Genomic DNA, 20,182 nt, shown 5'->3' with positions numbered 1-20,182 from the left:
CCAGGCCCGCCCCGGCGGCGCGTCACCGGACGGCGGCCCGGCGGTAGGCCCAGGTGGCGACGGCCAGCGAGACGACGCCGACACCCGCGCAGACCGCGAGGTCGCCGAGGACGAACGCCCAGTCGGGGCTCGGCCGGAAGGTCCGCGCGAAGGCCTCGACGCCGTACGTCGACGGCAGCAGGTCACGGGTGAAGCGCACCGGCTCCGGCATCCGGTCGGGCGGCAGCACGCCGAGGAGCAGCGCCGCCGACATGCCCAGCTGCCCCAGCACGGTGGCCAGCTCCGGACGGGGCGCGAGCAGCCCGAAGGCCGCGCCGAGCCCGGACAGCGCGGCGCCCGCCAGCGGGATCACCGCCGCGAGCACCCACAGGTGGGTCAGCGGCAGACCGAACAGCACGCACCCGAAGACGGCCGTCACCAGCGTCCCCGGCACGGTGAAGGAGGCGTACGCGCCGGCCGCGCCCAGCACCACGGCCGCGGGCGGCACGGGAAGCGTCGCGTAGTGGTCCAGCCCCCCGCTCGCCCGGAGCTGCCCGAAGTACTGCGCGAGCAGGTTCAGCGCGACGAAGGCGACGACGAGGACCGCCGAGCCGGCCACCACGGCCTCCGCCTCGCGCCCGCCGTCCACGACCCCCCGCATCATGATCAGGATGCCGACCGACTGGAACGTCGCGACGAACAGCAGCGGGATGCGTGCCACGCGCGCGCGGGACAGCTGCGCCCGGTACACGGCGACCAGCGACGGCCACAGCCGGGCACGCGGCCCGAGCTCGGCCGCCTCCCGGACCGGCGGCTCGTCCACGGCCCGGACGCCGCCCGGCAGAACCTCTGCGGGTACGACACTCACGTCGCGTTGCTCTCCCTCTCGGAGTTCACTCCGTCAGTCGTCCTGTTCGGTACGGATGCGGTGGCCGTCGCGCTCACGCCCTCACCAGTCCCTGTCCCGCGGCGCCGCCCAGCGCCAGATAGACGTCCTCCAGGCTCGGCGTCGCCAGGGTGAAGTCGTCGAGCGCGGCGAAGGCGGCGCCGCCGGTGACGGTGGCGACGACCGCGCGGGCCTCCTCGGGGGCCAGCCGCAGCGTCCAGCGCCGCCCGGACTCCACGGCGCGCTCCCGCAGCGCGGCGACCTCGGGCACGTCCAGCGGTGCCCGCTCCCGCCACACCAGCTCCACCCGTACCTCGCCCGCGACCTGTTCCTTGAGCCCGGCGGGCGTGTCGCAGGCGATGACCCGGCCCCGGTCGATGACGGCGACCCGGTCGAGCACGGTCTCGGCCTCGATGACGTTGTGGGTGACGAGCAGGACGGTCGTGCCGCGCTCGGCGCGCCGCCGGTCCACGGCGGACCACACGGCCCGCCGGGCGACGGGGTCCATGCCCGTGGTCGGCTCGTCCAGCACCAGCAGCGGCCGTTCCCCCACCAGGGCGGTCGCGAAGCAGGCGAGCCGCCGCTGCCCGCCGGAGAGCTTGCGCAGCGGCCGCCCGGCGATCGGGGTCAGCCCGAGCTCGTCGAGCACCGCGTCCCGCTCCCGGCGCGCCTGCCGTACGTCGAGGCCGCGCAGACGTGCGGTGGTCTCGGCGGCGAGGGAGACGGTGAGCTCGTCGAGGGCGGTGGACTCCTGGCCGAGGTAGGCGAGGATGCGCGCGGCCCGCTCGGGGTGGCGCACGATGTCGTGCCCGAGGATCTCCACACTGCCCGTGTCGGGCCGCATCAGCCCGGTCACCTGCCGGACCAGGGTGGACTTGCCGGCCCCGTTCGGCCCGAGCAGCCCGAAGATCTCCCCGCGCCGGACCTCCAGCCGTACGTCGTCGGTGGCGCGTACCTCGGGGGTGGCGGGGGTGCCGCGCCGGGCCCGTACCGCCGGGTAGGTCTTGGTCAGGCCGCGCACGGCACACACGACCTCGCCCCTGGGCCGGACTGCCGGTGCCGCGCGCGTACTCACAAAGGACGAGACTAAGGGGTCGGCGGCCGCCGCTCGCGTCGGGGGGCGTCCCGAGTGCCCCGTTCAGTCCCCGGCGGGCGCGTGCTCGGCACCCGTGCGCACGTCGACCTCCCGCCAGAAACCCGCCCGGATGGCGTAGCGGTCGTGCTCGTCGATCTGGTCGTCCTTGTGGGCGAGCAGGCCGAAGCGGGCCGCGTACCGCAGCAGCTCGCCGTCGATGCGGTGGGGGATGCGCGGATACATCCCGGAGAGCTTCTGGAGGTGGCTCTGGTCGCCGAGCCGCTCCGTCCACCGCCGGGCGAAGACCTGCCCCACCTCGTACGGGTCGCCGCCGACGGTGGTGATGTCCTCCTCCCGGTCGGCCCACCGCTGCTCGGCGGTGGTGAGCTGGGCGAGGGTGGGCATCGTGGCGGCCTCGGAGGGTTCGGCGGCGACGCCGGGCCGGTCGACCCAGCCCTTGTCGGAGGACCAGCGCAGGGTGGCGGTCGTGGGGTGCTGGACGGCCTGCGGGCCGGGGGCGCGCAGCGCGGCGAGGTCCTTCGGGGTGGGGACGCCCTTGGGGGCGGGGACGCGTTCCCGCGGTGCGTCGGCGGGGGCCGCGGGTGCGTGGTCGCTCTCCTCGGACGGCCGGCCGTCGGTGTGGCCGAGCCCGGAGTCGGGCAGCGGCGCGGAGAGGATCGCGGCGATCTCGGGGCGGGGCACGGGCGGCGGCGCGCAGATCCCGCCGAGGTCCTTGGCGCGGACGGCCTTGGTGATCCACGTCCGGTCCAGGACGCGCCGTTCGTCGGCCTCGGCGACGAGGTCCTCGGACTGGTTGTAGTCGCCGTCGGCGGCCTGGACGGCCCACAGGTGGACGGCGACGCCGTGCTCCTTGGCGGCCATCATGCCGGGCAGCAGATCGCCGTCGCCGGTGACGAGGACGACGTCGGAGCAGGCGCGGTTGCGGGCCAGCTCGGTCAGTTCGGCGTGCATGGCGGCGTCGACGCCCTTCTGCGCCCAGCGGCCGTCGCTGCGGGTCAGGGCGCCCAGCCGGACGGTCACCCGGGGCATCACGCGCAGCCTGCGGTGCTCGGGCTGGGGGACGCGGTCGGGGGCGCCGTCGAACCAGTAGATGCGCAGCAGCGGCCGTTGCGTCTCGGACTCGGCCTGTTCGCGCAGTCCCTGGACGAGGGCGGCGTGGTCGACGGTGATCCGGGACCGCGACGGCTCTCCGGCGAGGAGACTCGCGGCGGCCCCCAGCAGATACCCGGCGTCCACCAGGACGATGCAGCGGTCCACACGACTCACCCTCTTCCTGGGAGGTTTGCTCAGGGCCTGCTTCGAGTCTGCCCGACGGCGCGGAGGTTAACGGTCCGAACTCGATCTTCGGCGTGGCGTTTCGGCGTCGTTCACCCCGACCACCCCTGTCACAGACGGTAATTATCCGACATGCGCGGCAAGTCGGCCTATGTGAATCTGAATCCGGCCCTGGCCCCTAGACCCCCAACAGGAGGCAGATCCCCATGGCCAAGAACAAGAACCGTGACCGTAAGCAGCCGCAGCCCGAGCGCACCGGCCAGAGCACCCAGCAGACCACGCTGGAGCCGCAGGACGAGCAGCGCACCACCCAGGTGACCTCCGGTGACGTCACCCACGGCAAGGGGCGCGGCAAGCGCTTCGGTCACAACTAGCGTCCGGGTGACGGGCTTTGCGGCCCTTGCAGATACCGAGGGGCGCACCCGGTTCCGGGTGCGCCCCTCGCGCGTGTCGTCCGCTCAGCCCGCCAGGCAGGACGGGCCGAGCAGCACCTTCAGGTCACCGAAGAGTGCCGGGTCGGGCTTGACCCGGTGGCGGTCCAGGCGCAGCACGGTCGTCCTGGTCGGGCCCTGGAGCTTGATCCGGACCTCGCTGTCGCCCTTGTGGTGGGTGAGGATCTCGCCGAGGCGGCTGACCATCGGCGGGGTGACCTTGACGGCCGGGATGGTGAGGATCACCGGCGCGTTGGTGCCCGCGGTGGACAGGTCCGGGACCATCAGCTCCATCGCGACGAGGCGCGGCACGTCCTCGCGCTTGTCGAGGCGGCCCTTGACGAACACCACGGCGTCCTCGACGAGTTGGGTGGACACCAGCTGGTAGGTCGCCGGGAAGAACATGCACTCGATGGAGCCGGCGAGGTCCTCGACGGTGGCGATCGCCCAGGCGTTGCCCTGCTTGGTCATCTTGCGCTGGAGGCCGGAGATGATGCCGCCGATGGTGACGACCGCGCCGTCGGCGTGCTCGCCCCCGGTGAGCTGGGCGATGCCCGCGTCGGCCTTGTCGGACAGCACGTGCTCCAGGCCGAACAGCGGGTGGTCGGAGACGTACAGGCCGAGCATCTCGCGCTCCTGCGCGAGGAGGTACGTCTTCTCCCACTCCTCGGTGGTGAACTCGACGTCGAGGCCGAAGCCGGGCTCGCTGCTCTCCTCCTCGCCCATGCCGCCGAAGAGGTCGAACTGGCCCTCGGCCTCCTTGCGCTTGACGGCCACCACGTTGTCGATCATCGGCTCGAAGTGCGCGGTGAGCCCCTTGCGGGTGTGCCCCAGGGTGTCGAACGCCCCCGCCTTGATCAGCGACTCCGTGGTGCGCTTGTTGCAGGCGACCGCCTCCACCTTGTCGAGGTAGTCGGGGAAGGAGGCGTACTTGCCCTTGGCCTTGCGGCTCTTGATGATCGACTCGACCACGTTGGTGCCGACGTTGCGCACGGCTTCGAGGCCGAAGAGGATCACGTCGTCGCCCTGCGCGGCGAAGTTGTGCACCGACTCGTTGACGTTCGGCGGGAGCACCTTGATGCCCATGCGGCGGCACTCGTTGAGGTAGACGGCCGACTTGTCCTTGTCGTCCTTGACCGAGGTGAGCAGCGCGGCCATGTACTCGGCGGGGTGGTTCGCCTTGAGGTACGCGGTCCAGTACGAGACCAGGCCGTACGCGGCCGAGTGCGCCTTGTTGAAGGCGTAGCCGGCGAACGGCACCAGCACGTCCCACAGGGCCTGGATCGCTTCGTCGCTGTAGCCGTTCTTCTTGGCGCCGGCCTGGAAGATGGTGAAGTTCTTCGCCAGTTCGTCGGGCTTCTTCTTGCCCATCACGCGGCGGAGGATGTCGGCCTCGCCGAGCGAGTAGCCGGCGATGATCTGGGCGGCCTTCTGCACCTGCTCCTGGTAGACGATCAGGCCGTAGGTGACGGCCAGGACCTCTTCGAGGGGTTCCTCCAGCTCCTTGTGGATCGGGGTGATCTCCTGGAGCTTGTTCTTGCGGAGCGCGTAGTTGGTGTGCGAGTCCATGCCCATCGGGCCGGGACGGTAGAGCGCGGAGACGGCGGAGATGTCCTCGAAGTTGTCGGGCTTCATCAGGCGCAGCAGCGAGCGCATGGGACCGCCGTCGAACTGGAAGACGCCGAGGGTGTCGCCGCGCTGGAGCAGTTCGAAGGTCGTCGGATCGTCGAGCGGCAGGCTCAGCAGATCGATGTCGATGCCCTTGTTGGACTTCACCATCTTGACGGCGTCGTCCATGATCGTGAGGTTGCGCAGGCCGAGGAAGTCCATCTTCAGCAGGCCGAGCGACTCACAGCTCGGATAGTCCCACTGGGTGATGGTCACGCCGTCGGTGTGCCTCACCCACACGGGCACGTGCTCGGTGATGGTCTCGCTGGACATGATCACACCGGCGGCGTGCACACCCATCTGCCGGACCAGGCCCTCGACGCCCTTGGCGGTGTCGATGACCTTCTTCACGTCCGGTTCGTTCTCGTACATCGCCCGGACCTCGCCCGCCTCCGAGTAGCGGGGGTGGGACGGGTCCGTGATGCCGTTGAGGTCGATGCCCTTGCCGAGGACGTCGGCGGGCATGGCCTTGGTGATGCGGTCGCCCATCGCGTACGGGTAGCCCAGCACGCGCGCGGAGTCCTTGATCGCGTTCTTGGCCTTGATCTTGCCGTAGGTGCCGATCATGGCGACCTTGTCGGCGCCGTACTTCTCCGTCACGTACCTGATCACCTCGACGCGCCTGCGCTCGTCGAAGTCGATGTCGACGTCGGGCATGGAGACGCGCTCGGGGTTGAGGAACCGCTCGAAGATCAGGCCGTGCGGGATCGGGTCGAGGTCGGTGATGCCCATGGCGTAGGCGACGATCGAGCCGGCCGCGGAGCCCCGGCCGGGGCCGACCGCGATGCCGTTGTTCTTGGCCCACATGATGAAGTCGGCGACGACGAGGAAGTACCCCGGGAACCCCATCTGGATGATGACGTCCATCTCGTACTCGACCTGCTTCTGCCGGTCCTCGGGGATGCCGCCCGGGAAGCGGCGCTCCATGCCCCGGCGGACCTCCTCCTTGAACCAGGTGACCTCGGTGTAGCCCTCGGGGATGTCGAACTTCGGCATGAGGTTCTTCGCCTCGAACATGCCGGTGGTGTCGATCTGCTCGGCCACCAGGAGGGTGTTGCGGCAGCCCTCCTGCCAGGCGTCCGAGGAGTCGATGGCGTACATCTCGTCCGTGGACTTCAGGTAGTAGCCGGTGCCGTCGAACTTGAAGCGGTCGGGGTCGGAGAGGTTCTTGCCGGTCTGGATGCACAGCAGCGCGTCGTGGGCGGTCGCCTCGTGCGCGTAGGTGTAGTGCGAGTCGTTGGTCACCAGCGGCGGGATGCCGAGCTTCTTGCCGATCTCCAGCAGACCGTCGCGGACCCGGTGCTCGATCTCGATGCCGTGGTCCATCAGCTCCAGGAAGTAGCGGTCCTTGCCGAAGATGTCCTGGTAGTCGGCGGCCGCCTTCAGGGCCTCGTCGTACTGGCCGAGCCGCAGCCGGGTCTGGAGCTCGCCGGAGGGGCAGCCGGTGGAGGCGATGAGCCCCTCGGACCACTGGGAGATGGTCTCCTTGTCCATCCGGGGCCACTTCTGGAGCCAGCCCTCGGCGTAGGCGTCGGAGGAGAGCCGGAAGAGGTTGTGCAGACCGGTGGCGTTCGCCGCCCAGATCGTCTTGTGGGTGTAGCCGCCCGAACCGGAGACGTCGTCCCGCTTCTGGTGCGGCTGGCCCCACTGGATCTTGCGCTTGTTCCGCCGCGACTCGGGCGCGACGTACGCCTCGATGCCGATGATCGGGGTGACGCCGGCCTTCTTCGCGGAGTGGAAGAAGTCGTACGCCCCGTGGAGGTTGCCGTGGTCGGACATGGCGATGTGGGTCATGCCCATCTCGTTGCACGCGTTGAACATGTCCTTCAGCCGCGCGGCACCGTCCAGCAGCGAGTACTGGGTGTGGACGTGCAGGTGCGTGAACGGCGGCTTCGACACGGCGGGGCCTCCCAGGGAAACAGACGACGACGGACCGGCGGACAGTCCGGGGGTCAGCGTCGAAGTCTATGCCTCGCCACTGACACCCCGAGGGTTCCCCCGCGTACCTTCAGCGAGGGCCGTGGGCACTTTCACACACCCCGGCCCGTTGGATACGACAGAAACGCTGTCGTACATGTCATGCACCAGGAGGCACCCCGCGATGTCGGTCCCGCAGCTCAACGACGAGCCTCGCGGCGAGGAGATCCTCGCCGTCTTCGACACCGCCTTCGGCGCGCTCCTGGCCGCCGACCCGGCCGCGTTCCGCGTGAAGTTCCGGAAGATGGCGGCCTCGGCGTTCGCGTTCTACCGGGGTACGGCGGCGCTGTTCTACCACGACCTCGACGAGGAGAAGAGGGGCGGACCGTACCTCGACGAGCGCACCTCGCGCGTGTGGATCCACGGCGACCTGCACGCGGAGAACTTCGGCACCTACATGGACGCCACCGGCCGCCTGATCTTCAACGTCAACGACTTCGACGAGGCGTACGTCGGCCCCTTCACCTGGGACCTGAAGCGCTTCGCCGCCTCGATCGCCCTCATCGGGTACGCCAAGGCGCTCGGCGACGACCAGATCACCGACCTGGTGGAGGTGTACGCGGGCGCGTACCGCGAGCGGATCCGCGCGCTGGCCACCGGCGCCAAGGACGACGAGGTGCCGCCGTTCACCCTGGACACCGCCCAGGGCCCGCTGCTGGACGCCCTGCGCGACGCCCGCTCCCTGACCCGCTTCGGGCTGCTGGACTCCATGACCGAGATCCGCGACTTCGAGCGCCGCTTCGCGCCCGGGGGCGGCTCCATCGAGCTGGACGCGGCCACGCGCTACAAGGTCCTGGCCGCCTTCGACGGCTACCTGGAGACGCTGCCGGAGACATCGCTGGCCCGCCCGGACTCCTACCGGGTGAAGGACGTCGTCGGGCGCCGCGGCATCGGCATCGGCTCGGCCGGCCTGCCGTCGTACAACATCCTCCTGGAGGGCCACAGCGACGCCCTGGAGAACGACGTGGTGATCTACATCAAGCAGGCCCAGACCCCGGCCGTCTCCCGGCACGTCACCGATCCGGCGATCCGCGACTACTTCCGGCACGAGGGCCACCGCACGGTGATCTCCCAGCGCGCCCTCCAGGCGCACGCCGACCCGTGGCTGGGCTGGACCGAGCTGGACGGCGCGGGCCAGCTGGTCGCCGAGGTCTCGCCGTACGCCGTCGACCTGGACTGGGGCGACATCGACGACCCCGAGGAGATCGCGGCGGTCGTCGCCGACCTGGGCCGGGCCACGGCCGCGATGCACGCGGCGGCCGACGACACCTCCGGCGAGTCCCTGGTGCCGTTCTCCACCGAGCGGGCCATCGACGCGGCCATCGCCGCCGACGAGGACGGCTTCGCGCCCCTGCTGGTGGACTTCGCGCACTCCTACGGCGCACGTGCCCGCGCGGACCACCAGATCTTCGTCGACCTGTTCCGCAACGGCCGGATTCCGGGTCTGTGACGGAAAGGGCTCTCACAGGGACCCTTTAGCGGTCCCTTACAGGAGCGCGTGACACACTCTCCTCCGCCATGGACATATCCGGGACCCGACTCAGAGCCGTACGCGCGGCGCTGTTCACGGCCTTCGTCGTGACGCTCAGCACCGCGTCGCACGTCCTGCTGTCCCGAGCCCCGCTGCCGCTCAACACGGTGGCCGCCGTCGCGGCCGCCGTGTTCGTGCTCGCGTACGCCCTCGCGGGCCGCGAGCGCGGCTTCGGGCGGATCGCCGGCCTGCTGGTCCCGCTGGAACTGGCCGCCGACACCGTCTTCACCACCGGGCAGCACGTCTGCTACGGCCGTGCGGGCGGCCCGGTCGCCGGGCCGCTGGCGTCGGTCGGCTGGGACGTGCTGTGCGGTGACGGCACCGGGGTCGGGACCCCGCTGGCGCAGGTCACCGGCACCGACCCGGACCGGCTGGTCGGGGTGCTCGCGCACGCCGACCCCGCCACCGCCTGGCTGCTGCTCGCCGCGCACATCGCCATCGGCCTGAGCGCGGCCGCCTGGCTGCGCCGGGGCGAGCGGGCGCTGGGCCGGCTGCTGGAGGCGGCGGCGGCCACCACGTTCCGTCCGCTGCTGCTGGCCGTCTCCGCCGTGACCGTACGGCGTGCCCCGGCGGCCCGCCGTCTGCCGCGGCCCACGCCCCGTACGGCCACCTCCCGCGCCCGGATCCTCGTGCACTCCCTGGGACGGCGCGGACCGCCGCGCTCGGTCGCGTTCGTCTGAACGACCCCGCTGCCCGCCGCCACGCCCGCGGCCGCGGCAGCCGAGCACGACAGTCCCCTCACACGTTTCCCGCGCACCTCCCGTGCGCGTCCCACAGGGAGAACACCCACATGAGCAAGCGGAACACCCAGGCGGCGAAGACGGCGGCCCGCGAGCGGCTGCGCCTCGAACGCGAGCGCCAGGCCAAGCGGGCCAAGGTCAAGCGGCAGATCGTCGTGGCCTGCTCGGTCGTCGGCGTGCTGGCGATCGCCGGCGGCATAGGTTACGCCGTCGTCCAGGCCAACAAGCCCACCTACTGGGAAGAGGCCAAGAACGACAAGCTGGTCAAGCCGGCCAACACCAGCGGCAAGAACGGCACCACGGTCGTCATCGGCAAGAGCACCGCCGAGAAGACGCTCACGATGTACGAGGACCCGCGCTGCCCGATCTGCGCCCAGTTCGAGCAGACCGTCGGCGCGACGGTGAAGTCGGACTACGACGCCGGCAAGTACAAGATCCAGTACGTCGGGGCCACCTTCCTCGACAACAGCCTGACCGGCGAGGGCTCCAAGAACGCGCTGAGCGCCCTGGGCGCCGCGCTGAACGTCAGCCCCGAGGCGTTCCTGGAGTACAAGACCGCGCTGTACTCGGCGAAGTACCACCCCGAGGAGACCGACGACAAGTTCAAGGACGACAGCTACCTGATCAAGGTGGCGAACACGGTCTCCGCGCTGAAGGGCAACACCAAGTTCCAGAACGCCGTGAAGAACGGCACCTACGACAAGTGGGCCCTGGAGATGTCCGCGACGTTCGACGACAGCGGCGTGTCGGGCACTCCCACGCTGAAGATGGACGGCAAGACGCTGACCGGCTCCGACGGCCAGAACGCGCCGATGACGGTGGCCGACTTCAACACCGCGATCGAGGCGGCCCTCAAGGCCTGATCCGACGCGCGGCCGAAGAGCGGGCGAACTCTTGCCGGTTCGCCCGCTCTTCCGTCGTACTGGTCAGTAATCTCATCGCCCGTGACCAGACGACACAGATCGACAGAGGGCCCCGAGGCACTGCCCGGACGCGCCGGCCCGCCCGCGCCGCGCCGCCGTTCGGTCGTCAAGGCCGCCGCCGCCGGCGCGGCCCTGGCCGCCCCGTTCGCCGCCGCGCCGCCGGCCCGCGCCGCCGAGGCCCCCGTCTTCCTGCACGGCCTCGCCTCCGGCGACCCGCTGCCCGACGGCGTCCTGCTGTGGACGCGGGTGACGCCCACCGCGGAGGCGATACCCGGCTCCGGGCTCGGCCCGGACACCGAGGTCGAGTGGCTCGTCGCCCGGGACAAGGCGCTGACCACCGTCGTGGCGAAGGGCTCCGTCACCGCGACCGCCGCCTCCGACCACACCGTCAAGGCCGACGTACGCGGCCTGGAACCGGCCACCGACTACTGGTTCCGCTTCTCGGCCGGCGGGACCGACTCCCCGGTGGCGCGCACCCGCACCGCGCCGGCGGCGGACGCGTCCGTGGCGGGTCTCCGCTTCGGCGTGGTCTCCTGCGCCAACTGGGAGGCCGGCTACTTCTCCCCCTACCGCCACCTCGCCGCCCGCGGCGACCTCGACGCCTGGCTGCACCTCGGCGACTACATCTACGAGTACGGCACCGGCGAGTACGGCACGCGCGGCACGGTCGTACGGCAGCACGCGCCGGCGCACGAGATCCTCACCCTCGCCGACTACCGGATCCGGCACGGCAGGTACAAGACCGACCCGGACCTCCAGGCCCTGCACGCCACGGCCCCCGTCGTGGCGATCTGGGACGACCACGAGATCGCCGACGACGCCTGGTCGGGCGGCGCCGAGAACCACACCGAGGGCACCGAGGGCACCTGGGCGGCCCGTCAGGCGGCCGCCAAGCAGGCCTACTTCGAGTGGATGCCGGTCCGCCCGGCGCTGGCGGGCACCACCTACCGCCGCCTGCGCTTCGGCAGGCTCGCCGACCTGTCCCTGCTGGACCTGCGCTCCTTCCGCTCCCAGCAGGTCTCCGCCGGCGACGGCGGCGTCGACGACCCGGACCGCACGCTCACCGGCCGCGCCCAACTGGACTGGCTCAAGGCCGGGCTGGCGGCCTCCGACACCACCTGGCGGCTGGTCGGCAACTCGGTGATGATCTCGCCGTTCGCCGTCGGCTCGCTCTCCGCGGACCTGCTCGCGCCGCTCGCCGAGCTGCTCGGCCTGCCCCGGGAGGGCCTGGCCCTCAACACCGACCAGTGGGACGGCTACACCGACGACCGCCGGGAGCTCCTCGCCCACCTGCGCGCGAACGCCGTCCGCAACACCGTCTTCCTGACCGGCGACATCCACATGGCGTGGGCCAACGACGTGCCCGTGGACGCCGGGACCTACCCGCTGTCCGCGTCGGCCGCCACCGAGTTCGTCGTCACCTCGGTGACCTCCGACAACCTCGACGACCTGGTGGACGTCCCCGAGGGCACCGTCTCCGCGATCGCCGCGCCGGTCATCGAGGCCGCCAACCGCCACGTCCACTGGGTCGACACCGACCGGCACGGCTACGGCGTCCTGGACGTCACCGCCGAGCGCGCCCAGATGGACTACTACGTGGTCGCCGGCCGCACGCGGGCGGACGCCGGCTCGTCCTGGGCCCGCTCCTACCGCACCCTCAGCGGCACGCAGCAGGTCGAGCGGACGTACGACCCGGTGTAGCCGCCGGCTACAGGCTGTCGAGGAAGCCGAGGGCCACCCGCCAGGTGGCCTCGGCCGCCTCCTCGTCGTAGTCGGGCAGGCCGGGGTCGGTGTACAGGTGGCCGGCCCCGGCGTACCGGTAGACCTCCACGTCGGCGCCCGCTCTGCGCATCTGGAGGTACCAGGCGCTCAGCCAGTCGTCCGTCTCGAACGGGTCCGGTTCGGCCACGTGCAGCTGGACCGGCAGCTCGTCCACCGAGACGTTCGGCGCGAGGTCGGACGTGCCGTGCAGGAGGAGCAGTCCGCGGGCCTTGTCGTCACCGAGGGCGAGGGTCTGGGCGACCGACGCGCCCAGCGAGAATCCGGCGTAGACCAGCCCCCGCTCCGAGTAGGGCGCCGCGGCCAGGACGGCTCTCCGCAGCAGCTCGTCCTTGCCGGTCTCCTCCTTGTGGGCCATGCCCTTCTCGACCGTGTCGAACGTGCGGCCCGCGAAGAGGTCCGGCGTCCACACCTCGTGGCCGGCGGCGCGCAGCCGGTCCGCCGCCGCCCGCACCGCGGGACGCAGTCCATAGGTCGAATGGAAGAGCATGATGTTCATGAGGCCATGGTGCCAGCCGGCACCGACAGCACCGCACGGGCCGCGTGCCGTCACACGGTCCGTGGGCCTCTTCACACGAACCGCATGTTCACGACCCCGCCCTGCCGGTTACGTTCGAAGGCATGGAGAACCTGCTCCGCCCACTGATCGTGGTCGGCGGTTCGGTCCTGGTGACGCTGTTCATCGGCTGGGCCACCGACCTGCTGCTGTCCAAGGCCGACCGACGCCATCCCGAGACGCCCCTGTGGGGGCTGCTGCGCCGGGGCCGCATCCCGTACCAGCTCGTGCTGTGCGCCGCGCTGTTGAGAGGGTCCTACGACGAGGCCGAGCTGCTCCAGGAGCACCGGGTCGCGGTCGGCCGGACGCTCACCCTGGTCCTGATCGGGGCCGCCGCGTGGCTGGCGATCCGTATGTCCGCCGCGGTCGTGGAGACGTCGTACAGCCGTTACGCGCGCGTCCACCGCGACGCGGCCCGGGTACGGCGCGTCCGCACCCAGGTGTCGCTGATCATGCGGGTCGTCTCGGCGGTCGTCGGCGTGGTGGCGGTGGCGGCGATGCTGCTGACGTTCCCGGCGTTCCGCGCCGCGGGCGCCTCGCTGCTGGCCTCCGCCGGCATCGTCGGCATCGTCGCCGGTGTCGCCGCCCAGTCGACGCTGAGCAACATGTTCGCCGGATTCCAGATCGCCTTCGGCGACATGGTGCGCATCGGCGACACGGTCGTCGTCGACGGGGAGTGGGGCACGGTCGAGGAGATCACCCTGACCTTCCTGACCGTGCGGACCTGGGACGAGCGCCGGATCACGATGCCCGTCTCGTACTTCACGTCCAAGCCGTTCGAGAACTGGTCGCGGGGCACTCCCCAGATGACCGGCACCGTGTACTGGCACGTCGACCACTCGGCCCCGCTGGACGCCATGCGGGAGAAGCTGCGGGACGTGCTGCGCGAGTGCCCGGCCTGGGACGGCCGCGCCTACGGCCTCGACGTCACGGACACCACCCCGAACACCTTGCAGGTCAGGGCCCTGGTGACGGCCAAGGACGCCGACGACGTCTGGACGGTGCGGGTCACCGTCCGGGAGCGGATGATCCGCTGGCTGTGCGAGGAGCACCCCTACGCGCTGCCCCGCGTCAACACCGCGGACGCGACGCTGCCGCCGGGCCGTACGAACGGGCTGGCGTTCCCCGACGGCGCGACCGCACCACGCCAGCGCCGGGTCCACGAGTCGCCGCGCGTGGACCGCTGACCGGCGCGGCCTCCCTGCCCGCCCCGCCCGCCCGCTCCTCCGGAAGTTCCGGAACGGGCGGGTGGGGAGGTGGGCACCGGGAGGCCGCCCCCGCCCCTCACCGCAGACGCCCCCTCACCGCAGACTGCGCACGTCGAGGTGGCGCAGCACCCGGTCCACGATCTCCGGGTCCGCGCCCGGCTCGCTCCGCGCCGCCACCACCTCGTGCCGCGCGGCGCTCAGCATCTCCCCCTGGATGCGCCGTACCCGTTTCAGCCGGCGCGCCCGCTGCTGGTGCGCCTCCCGCCGCTCGTCCTCCCCCAGGTCCGGGCTGATCCGCAGGCCGATGTCGAAGGCGCGCCGCACCATCTGCTCGGACAGCTCCTCCGGCAGTTCCTCCTCGGCCTCGATCTCCTTCAGCCTGCGCTTGGCCGCCCGTGCCGCCCGCACGGCCAGTTCCCTCTCGAACTCCTTCTCCCGGTCGGTGTCCGCCCGCACCCCGAGCCGTTTCACCAGCCACGGCAGGGTCAGCCCCTGCAACACCAGCGTGCCCATGATCACCCCGAACGCGATGAACACGATCTCGTCCCGGTCGGGGAAGGCCTCCCCCGCCTCGGTCTGCAACGGGACGGCGAGCGCCAGCGCCACCGAGGCCACCCCGCGCATCCCCGCCCACCACATGACGACGGTCTCCCGCCAGCTCATCGGGATCTCCTCGTCGCGGTCCCGCCGGCGGTGCAGGCGCTGGGTGAGCCAGGTGGCCGGCAGCAGCCACAGCAGCCGTACCAGCACCACGACCCCGACCACCGCGCCCGCCCAGCCGAGCATCTCCCCCCACCGTCCGGACGCGGTCCGCACGGCGTTGTGCAGCTCCAGCCCGATCAGCCCGAACGCGACGCCGGTGACCAGCGTGTCGACGATGTCCCAGAAGGTGTGCCCGGCGAGCCGGGTCATCACGTCGTCGGGATCGGTGGCGTACTCGGCGAGGAACAGCGCGGTGGTGAGCACGGCGAGCACCCCGGACCCGTGGAACTCCTCCGCCAGCACGTACGACGCGTACGGCACCAGCAGCGTCAGCCCGATCTGGAGCGTCGCGTCCCCGAGCAGGTCCATGAGTTTGTTGGCGCCCCACCCGAGCGCGAGTCCGACCGCCACCGCCACCACCGCGGACAGCACCAGGTCCAGCCCGGCCCGCCACGGCGAGAAGGTGCCGCTCACGGCGGCGGTGATCGCCACGTGGTACAGGACGATGGCCGTGACGTCGTTGAACAGCCCCTCGCCCTCCAGGATGGACACCAGCCTGCGGGGCAGCCCGAGCTGCCCGGCCACGGCGGTGGCGGCGACCGGGTCGGGCGGCGCGACGAGCGCCCCGAGCGCGACGGCCGCGGCGATCGGCAGCCCCGGCACGATCGAGTGGGCGACGGCGGCCACGCACATCGTCGTGACGAACACCAGCGCCACGGCCAGCAGGAAGATCGGCCGTTTGTTGGCCGCGAACTGCCGCCAGGAGGTCCGCCGGACCGCCGCGTACAGCAGGGGCGGCAGCAGCAGCGGCAGGATCAGGTCGGGCGGGACGTCGACGTCGGGCACGAAGTCCGCGAGCGCGAGCACGATCCCCAGCAGCGTCATCAGGACCGGTGCGGGCAGTCCCCACCGGTCCCCGAGCGGGACGCTCACCACGGCCCCGAGCAACAGGACGAACAGCAGGGCCAACTGATCCACGGTCAGTGCTCCGGGGGGTCGCGACGTCACAGGGCTGTCTTCCAGCCTGCCACGCCACGCCCGTCACCTGCCCGTTCGGCACCGGGGGCACGGTACCGCGGCCCCCGTGCGGCGCCCGTGCGCCGCGTCCTGTCGCCGGGCGGGCGGGTGTCCGCCGCCGGGCCCTACGGCCGCAGCGCCCGCCGCATCGCCCGGTGCGGAATGCCGGCGTCCGGGAACTCCGGCCCGTAGGCCGCGTATCCCAGCCGTTCGTAGAAGCCCAGCGCGTGGGTCTGCGCGTGCAGGTCGACGGCGGCCAGCCCCCGCGCGCGTGCCGCCTCCTCCAGGGCGCGCACGAGCGCGGCCCCGACGCCCAGCCCGCGCGCCTCCTTCGCGACGGCGAGCCTGCCCAGCGACCCGACCGAGGGATCGCCGCCGGTCTTCGCCGCGGCCGCCCCGCCGTACAGCAGCCGCCCGGTGCCCAGGGGTACGCCGTCCTCGCGGACCGCCAGCACGTGCACCGCGCCGGCGTCGTAGGCGTCGTACTCGATGTCCTCGGGGACTCCCTGCTCGCCGACGAAGACCTCCTTGCGGAGCGCGAAGCAGGCCTCGCGGTCGGCGAGGTCCTCCACGACACGCACCCCGTACGCGCGCGTGCTCATCCGTAGGTCTCCTCACGGACCTGGTCCAGGGCGTTCTGCAAGTCGTCCGGGTAGTCGCAGGCGAACTCGGCCCACCGGCCGTCGCCGGGGTGCTCGAAGCCCAGCCGCACCGCGTGCAGCCACTGCCGGGTCAGGCGCAGCCGCTTGGCGAGCGTCGGGTCGGCGCCGTACGTCAGGTCGCCGACGCAGGGGTGGCGGTGGGCGGACATGTGGACGCGGATCTGGTGCGTGCGGCCGGTCTCCAGCTTGACGTCGAGGAGCGAGGCCGCGCGGAACGCCTCGATGAGGTCGTAGTGGGTGACGGACGGCTTGCCGTCGGCGGTGACCGCCCACTTGTAGTCGTGCTGCGGGTGCCGTCCGATGGGGGCGTCGATGGTGCCGCTGGTCGGGTCGGGGTGGCCCTGGACGAGCGTGTGGTAGCGCTTGTCGACGGTGCGCTCCTTGAACTGGCGCTTCAGCGACGTGTACGCGTACTCGGACTTGGCGACCACCATCAGGCCGGAGGTGCCCACGTCGAGCCGGTGCACGATGCCCTGGCGCTCGGCGGCGCCGGAGGTGGAGATGCGGTAGCCGGCGGCGGCGAGACCGCCGATGACGGTCGGACCGGTCCAGCCGGGCGACGGGTGGGCGGCCACCCCGACCGGCTTGACGATGACGACCACGTCGTCGTCGTCGTGGACGATCTCCATGCCCTCGACCGGTTCGGCCACCACCTGCACCGGTGCGGGCGCCTGCGGCATCTCGACCTCGAGCCAGGCGCCGCCGCGCACCCGCTCGGACTTCCCGACGACCGAGCCGTCGACCGCGACCTTCCCCGCGGCGGCGAGTTCGGCCGCCTTGGTGCGGGAGAAGCCGAACATGCGGGAGATGGCGGCGTCGACGCGCTCGCCCTCCAGGCCGTCGGGCACGGGCAGGGTACGGATCTCGGGAAGGGTGCTCACCCGTCGAGTATGCCGGACGGGTGCGACAGGCCCGTACGGAGCCTGTGGACGACCGTGGACCACCGCTCGCGGGTCCACCGCCCGCAGGCCCTCCGCCCGCGGGCCCCGGCACCGGGGACACCGGGCCCCCCGGGCCCGGTCCTCGCTCGCGGAGTCAGTCCCGGTGGACGGTGCCGTCCGGGTCGAGTCCCTTGAACGACAGCAGCACGATCAGGATGCCGCCGCACACGATGGCCGAGTCGGCGAGGTTGAAGACCGCGAAGTGCTTCGGCGCGATGAAGTCGACCACCGCGCCCTCGAAGACGCCCGGCGAGCGGAAGATCCGGTCGGTGAGGTTGCCGAGCGCGCCACCGAGCAGCAGACCGAGCGCGATCGCCCAGGGCAGGCTGCGCAGCTTGCGCGCGAGGCGGGCGATCACCACGATCACCGCCGCCGCGATGACCGTGAAGATCACCGTGAAGGCCTCGCCGAAACCGAAGGCGGCGCCCGCGTTGCGGATCGCCTCGAACCTCAGCCAGTCGCCGACGATCTCGATCGGCGGCTGGTGCTCCAGCTTCTCGACCACGATCATCTTGCTGACCAGGTCGAGGGCGTACGCGAACGCGGCGACCGCGAAGAGCACGGCGACCCGGCGCTTGCCGCGCGGCCGCCCGGCTCCGTCGTCGGCCCCGTCCTCGGCTCCCGCCGCCGGCTCGTGCGCTGCGGACGAACCGTCCGGCGCCGCCTTCCCGGCGGTCCCGTCGGACGGCTCCGGCGCGGCTCCCGCCGCCTCGGGGGTGTCCGGCGTACCGATGATGCGCTCCGCCTCTGCCACGTGAGTCCCTCAACCTAGGTACCTGACTGAGGACGAGGGTACGGCACACCCCCCGGCGGCCGGGTGATCAGTACCGGCGCTCCTGCTTCTGCTTGCACTCGACGCACAGCGTGGCCCGGGGGAAGGCCTGCATGCGCGCCTTGCCGATGGGGTTGCCGCAGTTCTCGCACAGGCCGTAGGTGCCGGCGTCCAGCCGCTCCAGGGCGTGTTCCGTCTGGATCAGCATCTCGCGCGCGTTGGCGGCGAGGGCCAGTTCGTGCTCCCGCGTGATGTTCTTGGTCCCGGTGTCCGCCTGGTCGTCTCCGGCGCCGTCCCCCGAGTCGCGCATCAGACCCGCCAGGGCCGCCTCGGACGCGGCGAGCTCCCTGCGCAGCCGTTCCTTCTCGGACTGAAGCTCGGTGCGGGCCTCGTCGGCCTCCTCCGGGGTCCAGGGTTCCTCACCGGGGCGCACCGCCAGCTCGCCCGGCTCCGCGGCGGCGAACCGCGCCTTGGGAACGGCCGACTTCGCCGCCGTGGCCGTGCCAGGAGTCTTCTTCGCAACCACCGTCGTGGCTCCCGTCTGCTCCGCGGCCGAGGCCGCGCCCACCTTCTTGGCCGTGCTCTTCCCGGCGGTGCGCTTCCCGGCCGTGCCCCCGCCCTCCGAGGACTCTCCGGCCACCGCACCGCCCTTGCCGCCGGCCCCCTCCGAACCGGCGGTCACCTCGCTGCCGACGCTCTCCGCCACCGCGGCCTCCTCCGGGGCCACGGCCTTCCTCGCCCCCGTCCTCCTCCCGGCGCCCGCCTCCTCCCGGCCGCCCGCCCCCGCGACCGTCCTCCCGCCCGGACCGGCCGCCTTGCCGGTCCGGCCGGCGGCCTTCCTCACCGGTCCGGCCGCCTTCCTGGTCGGTCCGGCGGTCTCCTCCGGCGCTGCGGTGTTCTCCACCTCCGCGGTGTCCTCGACCGCCGCGTGCCCGGCGGGTGCCGTCCTCACGGCTTCCTTCCTGGAGGACGCCTTCCTCCCAGGCGCCTTCTTGGCGGACACCTTCTTGGCGGGCACCTTCTTCTCCGCACGCCCCGCCGCCTTCTCCGAAGCAGCCGCGCCCCGCCCGCCGGGCGCCTGCCCGCCGGGCGTCTGCTTGCCGGGCGTCTGCTTGCCGGACGCCCGCGTTCCGGACTCCTTCGGCGTGGCGGCCTTCCCACCGGCCGTCCTCCTGGCGGTGGTCTTCCTGGCCGGCGCCCTCTTCCCCTCCCCCTCCTCGGCGACCGACTTCTTCCCCACCGGCGCCCGGCCAATCCCCGACTTCGGAGCCCCCTCGCCGACAGCCGCCCCCACCGCCTTGCCGGCGTCCTTGCCGGCGATCTCCTTGCCGTCCTTGCCGAGGTCCTCGCCGGGGCTCTGGCCGACACGCCTCGCCGCACCGCCAGGGGCACCCGTGGGCCTGCCGGACGCCGACTGCTGTACGGCGGTCTTCTTCGCCACCATGGCCGCGGCCCCTTCACATATTGTGCTTTGCGCGCAAATCGTGCTGGGACGATAAATCGACTTGGGTCCCGCGGCAACGGGGCACACCGCCCGATTCGCCCGCCTCGCGCACGCCGCGCGGCAAGCCTGCAACCGTTGTGCCCAGCTCCCCGGCGGGTAATCCGCCGAGCCGGCCGTCCCGGAACCCGGGGCCCGCGCACCTCACCGTTCGGGTCACCCCTGATCCGCCCGCGCCCCGCGCCCGTCCACCCCGAAAACCGGTCGGCCGCTGTCGTCGCGGCGCCGTACACTGGGCGGAGCGAGAAGCGTGGATGGGGACGAGTAGCGGCGTACGCAGCCCAGAGCGACCCGGGGACGGTGGAAGCCCGGGGGCGAGCGCGACGTGAAGATCACCCCGGAGCCGCCGGAAGAAAGCCCCGGCCGAGAGGCAGAGGCGAGTAGACCCGGCATCGCGACCCCAATGAGGGGGCTCACCGGAGCGTACGGCGCACCGGAGGGCCAAGGAGGGTGGTACCGCGGGAGCGCGCCGCAGACGGCGTAGACAGGAAAGAACGCTCTCGTCCCTCCGACGGAAGGCAGAAAGTCCGCCGGAGGA

Annotated in this window: 16 protein-coding genes; 6 read left to right on the top strand and 10 right to left on the bottom strand. The window is 72.0% G+C overall.

Features of this window, described 5'->3' with window-relative positions; translation table 11 throughout:
- Window positions 1-22 precede the first annotated feature (22 nt).
- The 3 genes from ACZ3KJ_RS04735 to ACZ3KJ_RS04725 all read right to left on the bottom strand — a co-directional run bounded on the left by ACZ3KJ_RS04735 (window position 23) and on the right by ACZ3KJ_RS04725 (window position 3,218).
- The gene (locus tag ACZ3KJ_RS04735) at window positions 23-847 is read right to left on the bottom strand and encodes an ABC transporter permease (RefSeq protein WP_467524567.1); all 825 of its coding nucleotides are present in this window, start codon (window positions 845-847) and stop codon (window positions 23-25) included.
- 73 nt (window positions 848-920) lie between these two features.
- Window positions 921-1,895, bottom strand: a complete 975-nt coding sequence (locus tag ACZ3KJ_RS04730; protein ID WP_467524812.1) for an ABC transporter ATP-binding protein — start codon at window positions 1,893-1,895, stop codon at window positions 921-923.
- A gap of 108 nt (window positions 1,896-2,003) precedes the next feature.
- Complete coding sequence (locus ACZ3KJ_RS04725) at window positions 2,004-3,218, bottom strand: NYN domain-containing protein (RefSeq protein WP_467524566.1); 1,215 nt, start codon at window positions 3,216-3,218, stop codon at window positions 2,004-2,006.
- Window positions 3,219-3,442: 224 nt separating this feature from the next.
- Here ACZ3KJ_RS04725 and ACZ3KJ_RS04720 point away from each other — a divergent pair, with 224 nt between their 5' ends.
- Complete coding sequence (locus ACZ3KJ_RS04720; protein WP_389511561.1) at window positions 3,443-3,610, top strand: hypothetical protein; 168 nt, start codon at window positions 3,443-3,445, stop codon at window positions 3,608-3,610.
- A gap of 84 nt (window positions 3,611-3,694) precedes the next feature.
- Here the strand turns inward: ACZ3KJ_RS04720 and dnaE are convergent, their stop codons facing one another.
- Window positions 3,695-7,234: a DNA polymerase III subunit alpha gene (gene dnaE / locus ACZ3KJ_RS04715; RefSeq protein ID WP_467524564.1), complete on the bottom strand. Its 3,540-nt coding sequence runs from the start codon at window positions 7,232-7,234 to the stop codon at window positions 3,695-3,697.
- A gap of 202 nt (window positions 7,235-7,436) precedes the next feature.
- Between dnaE and ACZ3KJ_RS04710 the strand changes: the two genes are divergently transcribed.
- From ACZ3KJ_RS04710 to ACZ3KJ_RS04695, 4 genes are all read left to right on the top strand, one after another.
- On the top strand, window positions 7,437-8,762 hold the full coding sequence (locus ACZ3KJ_RS04710) for a DUF2252 domain-containing protein (protein WP_389511563.1): 1,326 nt from the start codon (window positions 7,437-7,439) through the stop codon (window positions 8,760-8,762).
- A gap of 68 nt (window positions 8,763-8,830) precedes the next feature.
- Entirely contained in the window at window positions 8,831-9,523 is a 693-nt protein-coding gene (locus tag ACZ3KJ_RS04705) for a hypothetical protein (RefSeq protein ID WP_467524563.1), read from the top strand.
- A gap of 110 nt (window positions 9,524-9,633) precedes the next feature.
- The gene (locus ACZ3KJ_RS04700; RefSeq protein WP_467524561.1) at window positions 9,634-10,446 is read left to right on the top strand and encodes a thioredoxin domain-containing protein; all 813 of its coding nucleotides are present in this window, start codon (window positions 9,634-9,636) and stop codon (window positions 10,444-10,446) included.
- Between the two features lie 81 nt (window positions 10,447-10,527).
- Window positions 10,528-12,207 (top strand): alkaline phosphatase D family protein, encoded by a 1,680-nt coding sequence (locus ACZ3KJ_RS04695; RefSeq protein ID WP_467524560.1) that lies wholly within the window; start codon window positions 10,528-10,530, stop codon window positions 12,205-12,207.
- A 7-nt stretch (window positions 12,208-12,214) separates the two neighbouring features.
- Here the strand turns inward: ACZ3KJ_RS04695 and ACZ3KJ_RS04690 are convergent, their stop codons facing one another.
- Window positions 12,215-12,784: a dienelactone hydrolase family protein gene (locus ACZ3KJ_RS04690; protein WP_467524558.1), complete on the bottom strand. Its 570-nt coding sequence runs from the start codon at window positions 12,782-12,784 to the stop codon at window positions 12,215-12,217.
- Between the two features lie 122 nt (window positions 12,785-12,906).
- Here ACZ3KJ_RS04690 and ACZ3KJ_RS04685 point away from each other — a divergent pair, with 122 nt between their 5' ends.
- Window positions 12,907-14,028 (top strand): mechanosensitive ion channel family protein, encoded by a 1,122-nt coding sequence (locus tag ACZ3KJ_RS04685; protein WP_467524556.1) that lies wholly within the window; start codon window positions 12,907-12,909, stop codon window positions 14,026-14,028.
- Window positions 14,029-14,142: 114 nt separating this feature from the next.
- Here the strand turns inward: ACZ3KJ_RS04685 and ACZ3KJ_RS04680 are convergent, their stop codons facing one another.
- The 5 genes from ACZ3KJ_RS04680 to ACZ3KJ_RS04660 form a co-directional block, all read right to left on the bottom strand.
- A complete protein-coding gene (locus ACZ3KJ_RS04680; RefSeq protein ID WP_467524555.1) occupies window positions 14,143-15,729 on the bottom strand; it encodes a Na+/H+ antiporter in 1,587 nt (528 codons plus the stop codon).
- A gap of 164 nt (window positions 15,730-15,893) precedes the next feature.
- A complete protein-coding gene (locus ACZ3KJ_RS04675) occupies window positions 15,894-16,370 on the bottom strand; it encodes a GNAT family N-acetyltransferase (RefSeq protein ID WP_467524553.1) in 477 nt (158 codons plus the stop codon).
- A complete protein-coding gene (locus ACZ3KJ_RS04670; RefSeq protein ID WP_467524551.1) occupies window positions 16,367-17,311 on the bottom strand; it encodes an RluA family pseudouridine synthase in 945 nt (314 codons plus the stop codon). Before ACZ3KJ_RS04670 ends, ACZ3KJ_RS04675 begins: the two co-directional genes overlap by 4 nt.
- A gap of 154 nt (window positions 17,312-17,465) precedes the next feature.
- A complete protein-coding gene (lspA, locus tag ACZ3KJ_RS04665; protein WP_467524549.1) occupies window positions 17,466-18,125 on the bottom strand; it encodes a signal peptidase II in 660 nt (219 codons plus the stop codon).
- Between the two features lie 67 nt (window positions 18,126-18,192).
- A complete protein-coding gene (locus tag ACZ3KJ_RS04660) occupies window positions 18,193-19,587 on the bottom strand; it encodes a TraR/DksA family transcriptional regulator (protein ID WP_467524547.1) in 1,395 nt (464 codons plus the stop codon).
- Between the last annotated feature and the right edge of the window lie 595 nt (window positions 19,588-20,182).

It is taken from the genome of Streptomyces sp. NPDC003248, from assembly GCF_055563235.1.
The sequence above is the reverse complement of the archived record's forward strand: the minus strand, read 5'-3'. Positions and strand labels throughout refer to the sequence as shown.

What these genes read in the sequence shown, in the direction of transcription:
- ACZ3KJ_RS04720 (WP_389511561.1), top strand. Translation starts at nt 3,443, where the DNA reads ATGGCCAAGAACAAGAACCGTGACCGTAAGCAGCCGCAGCCCGAGCGC.
- ACZ3KJ_RS04710 (WP_389511563.1), top strand. Translation starts at nt 7,437, where the DNA reads ATGTCGGTCCCGCAGCTCAACGACGAGCCTCGCGGCGAGGAGATCCTC.
- ACZ3KJ_RS04705 (WP_467524563.1), top strand. Translation starts at nt 8,831, where the DNA reads ATGGACATATCCGGGACCCGACTCAGAGCCGTACGCGCGGCGCTGTTC.
- ACZ3KJ_RS04700 (WP_467524561.1), top strand. Translation starts at nt 9,634, where the DNA reads ATGAGCAAGCGGAACACCCAGGCGGCGAAGACGGCGGCCCGCGAGCGG.
- ACZ3KJ_RS04690 (WP_467524558.1), bottom strand. Translation starts at nt 12,784, where the DNA reads ATGAACATCATGCTCTTCCATTCGACCTATGGACTGCGTCCCGCGGTG.
- ACZ3KJ_RS04685 (WP_467524556.1), top strand. Translation starts at nt 12,907, where the DNA reads ATGGAGAACCTGCTCCGCCCACTGATCGTGGTCGGCGGTTCGGTCCTG.
- ACZ3KJ_RS04675 (WP_467524553.1), bottom strand. Translation starts at nt 16,370, where the DNA reads ATGAGCACGCGCGCGTACGGGGTGCGTGTCGTGGAGGACCTCGCCGAC.
- ACZ3KJ_RS04660 (WP_467524547.1), bottom strand. Translation starts at nt 19,587, where the DNA reads ATGGTGGCGAAGAAGACCGCCGTACAGCAGTCGGCGTCCGGCAGGCCC.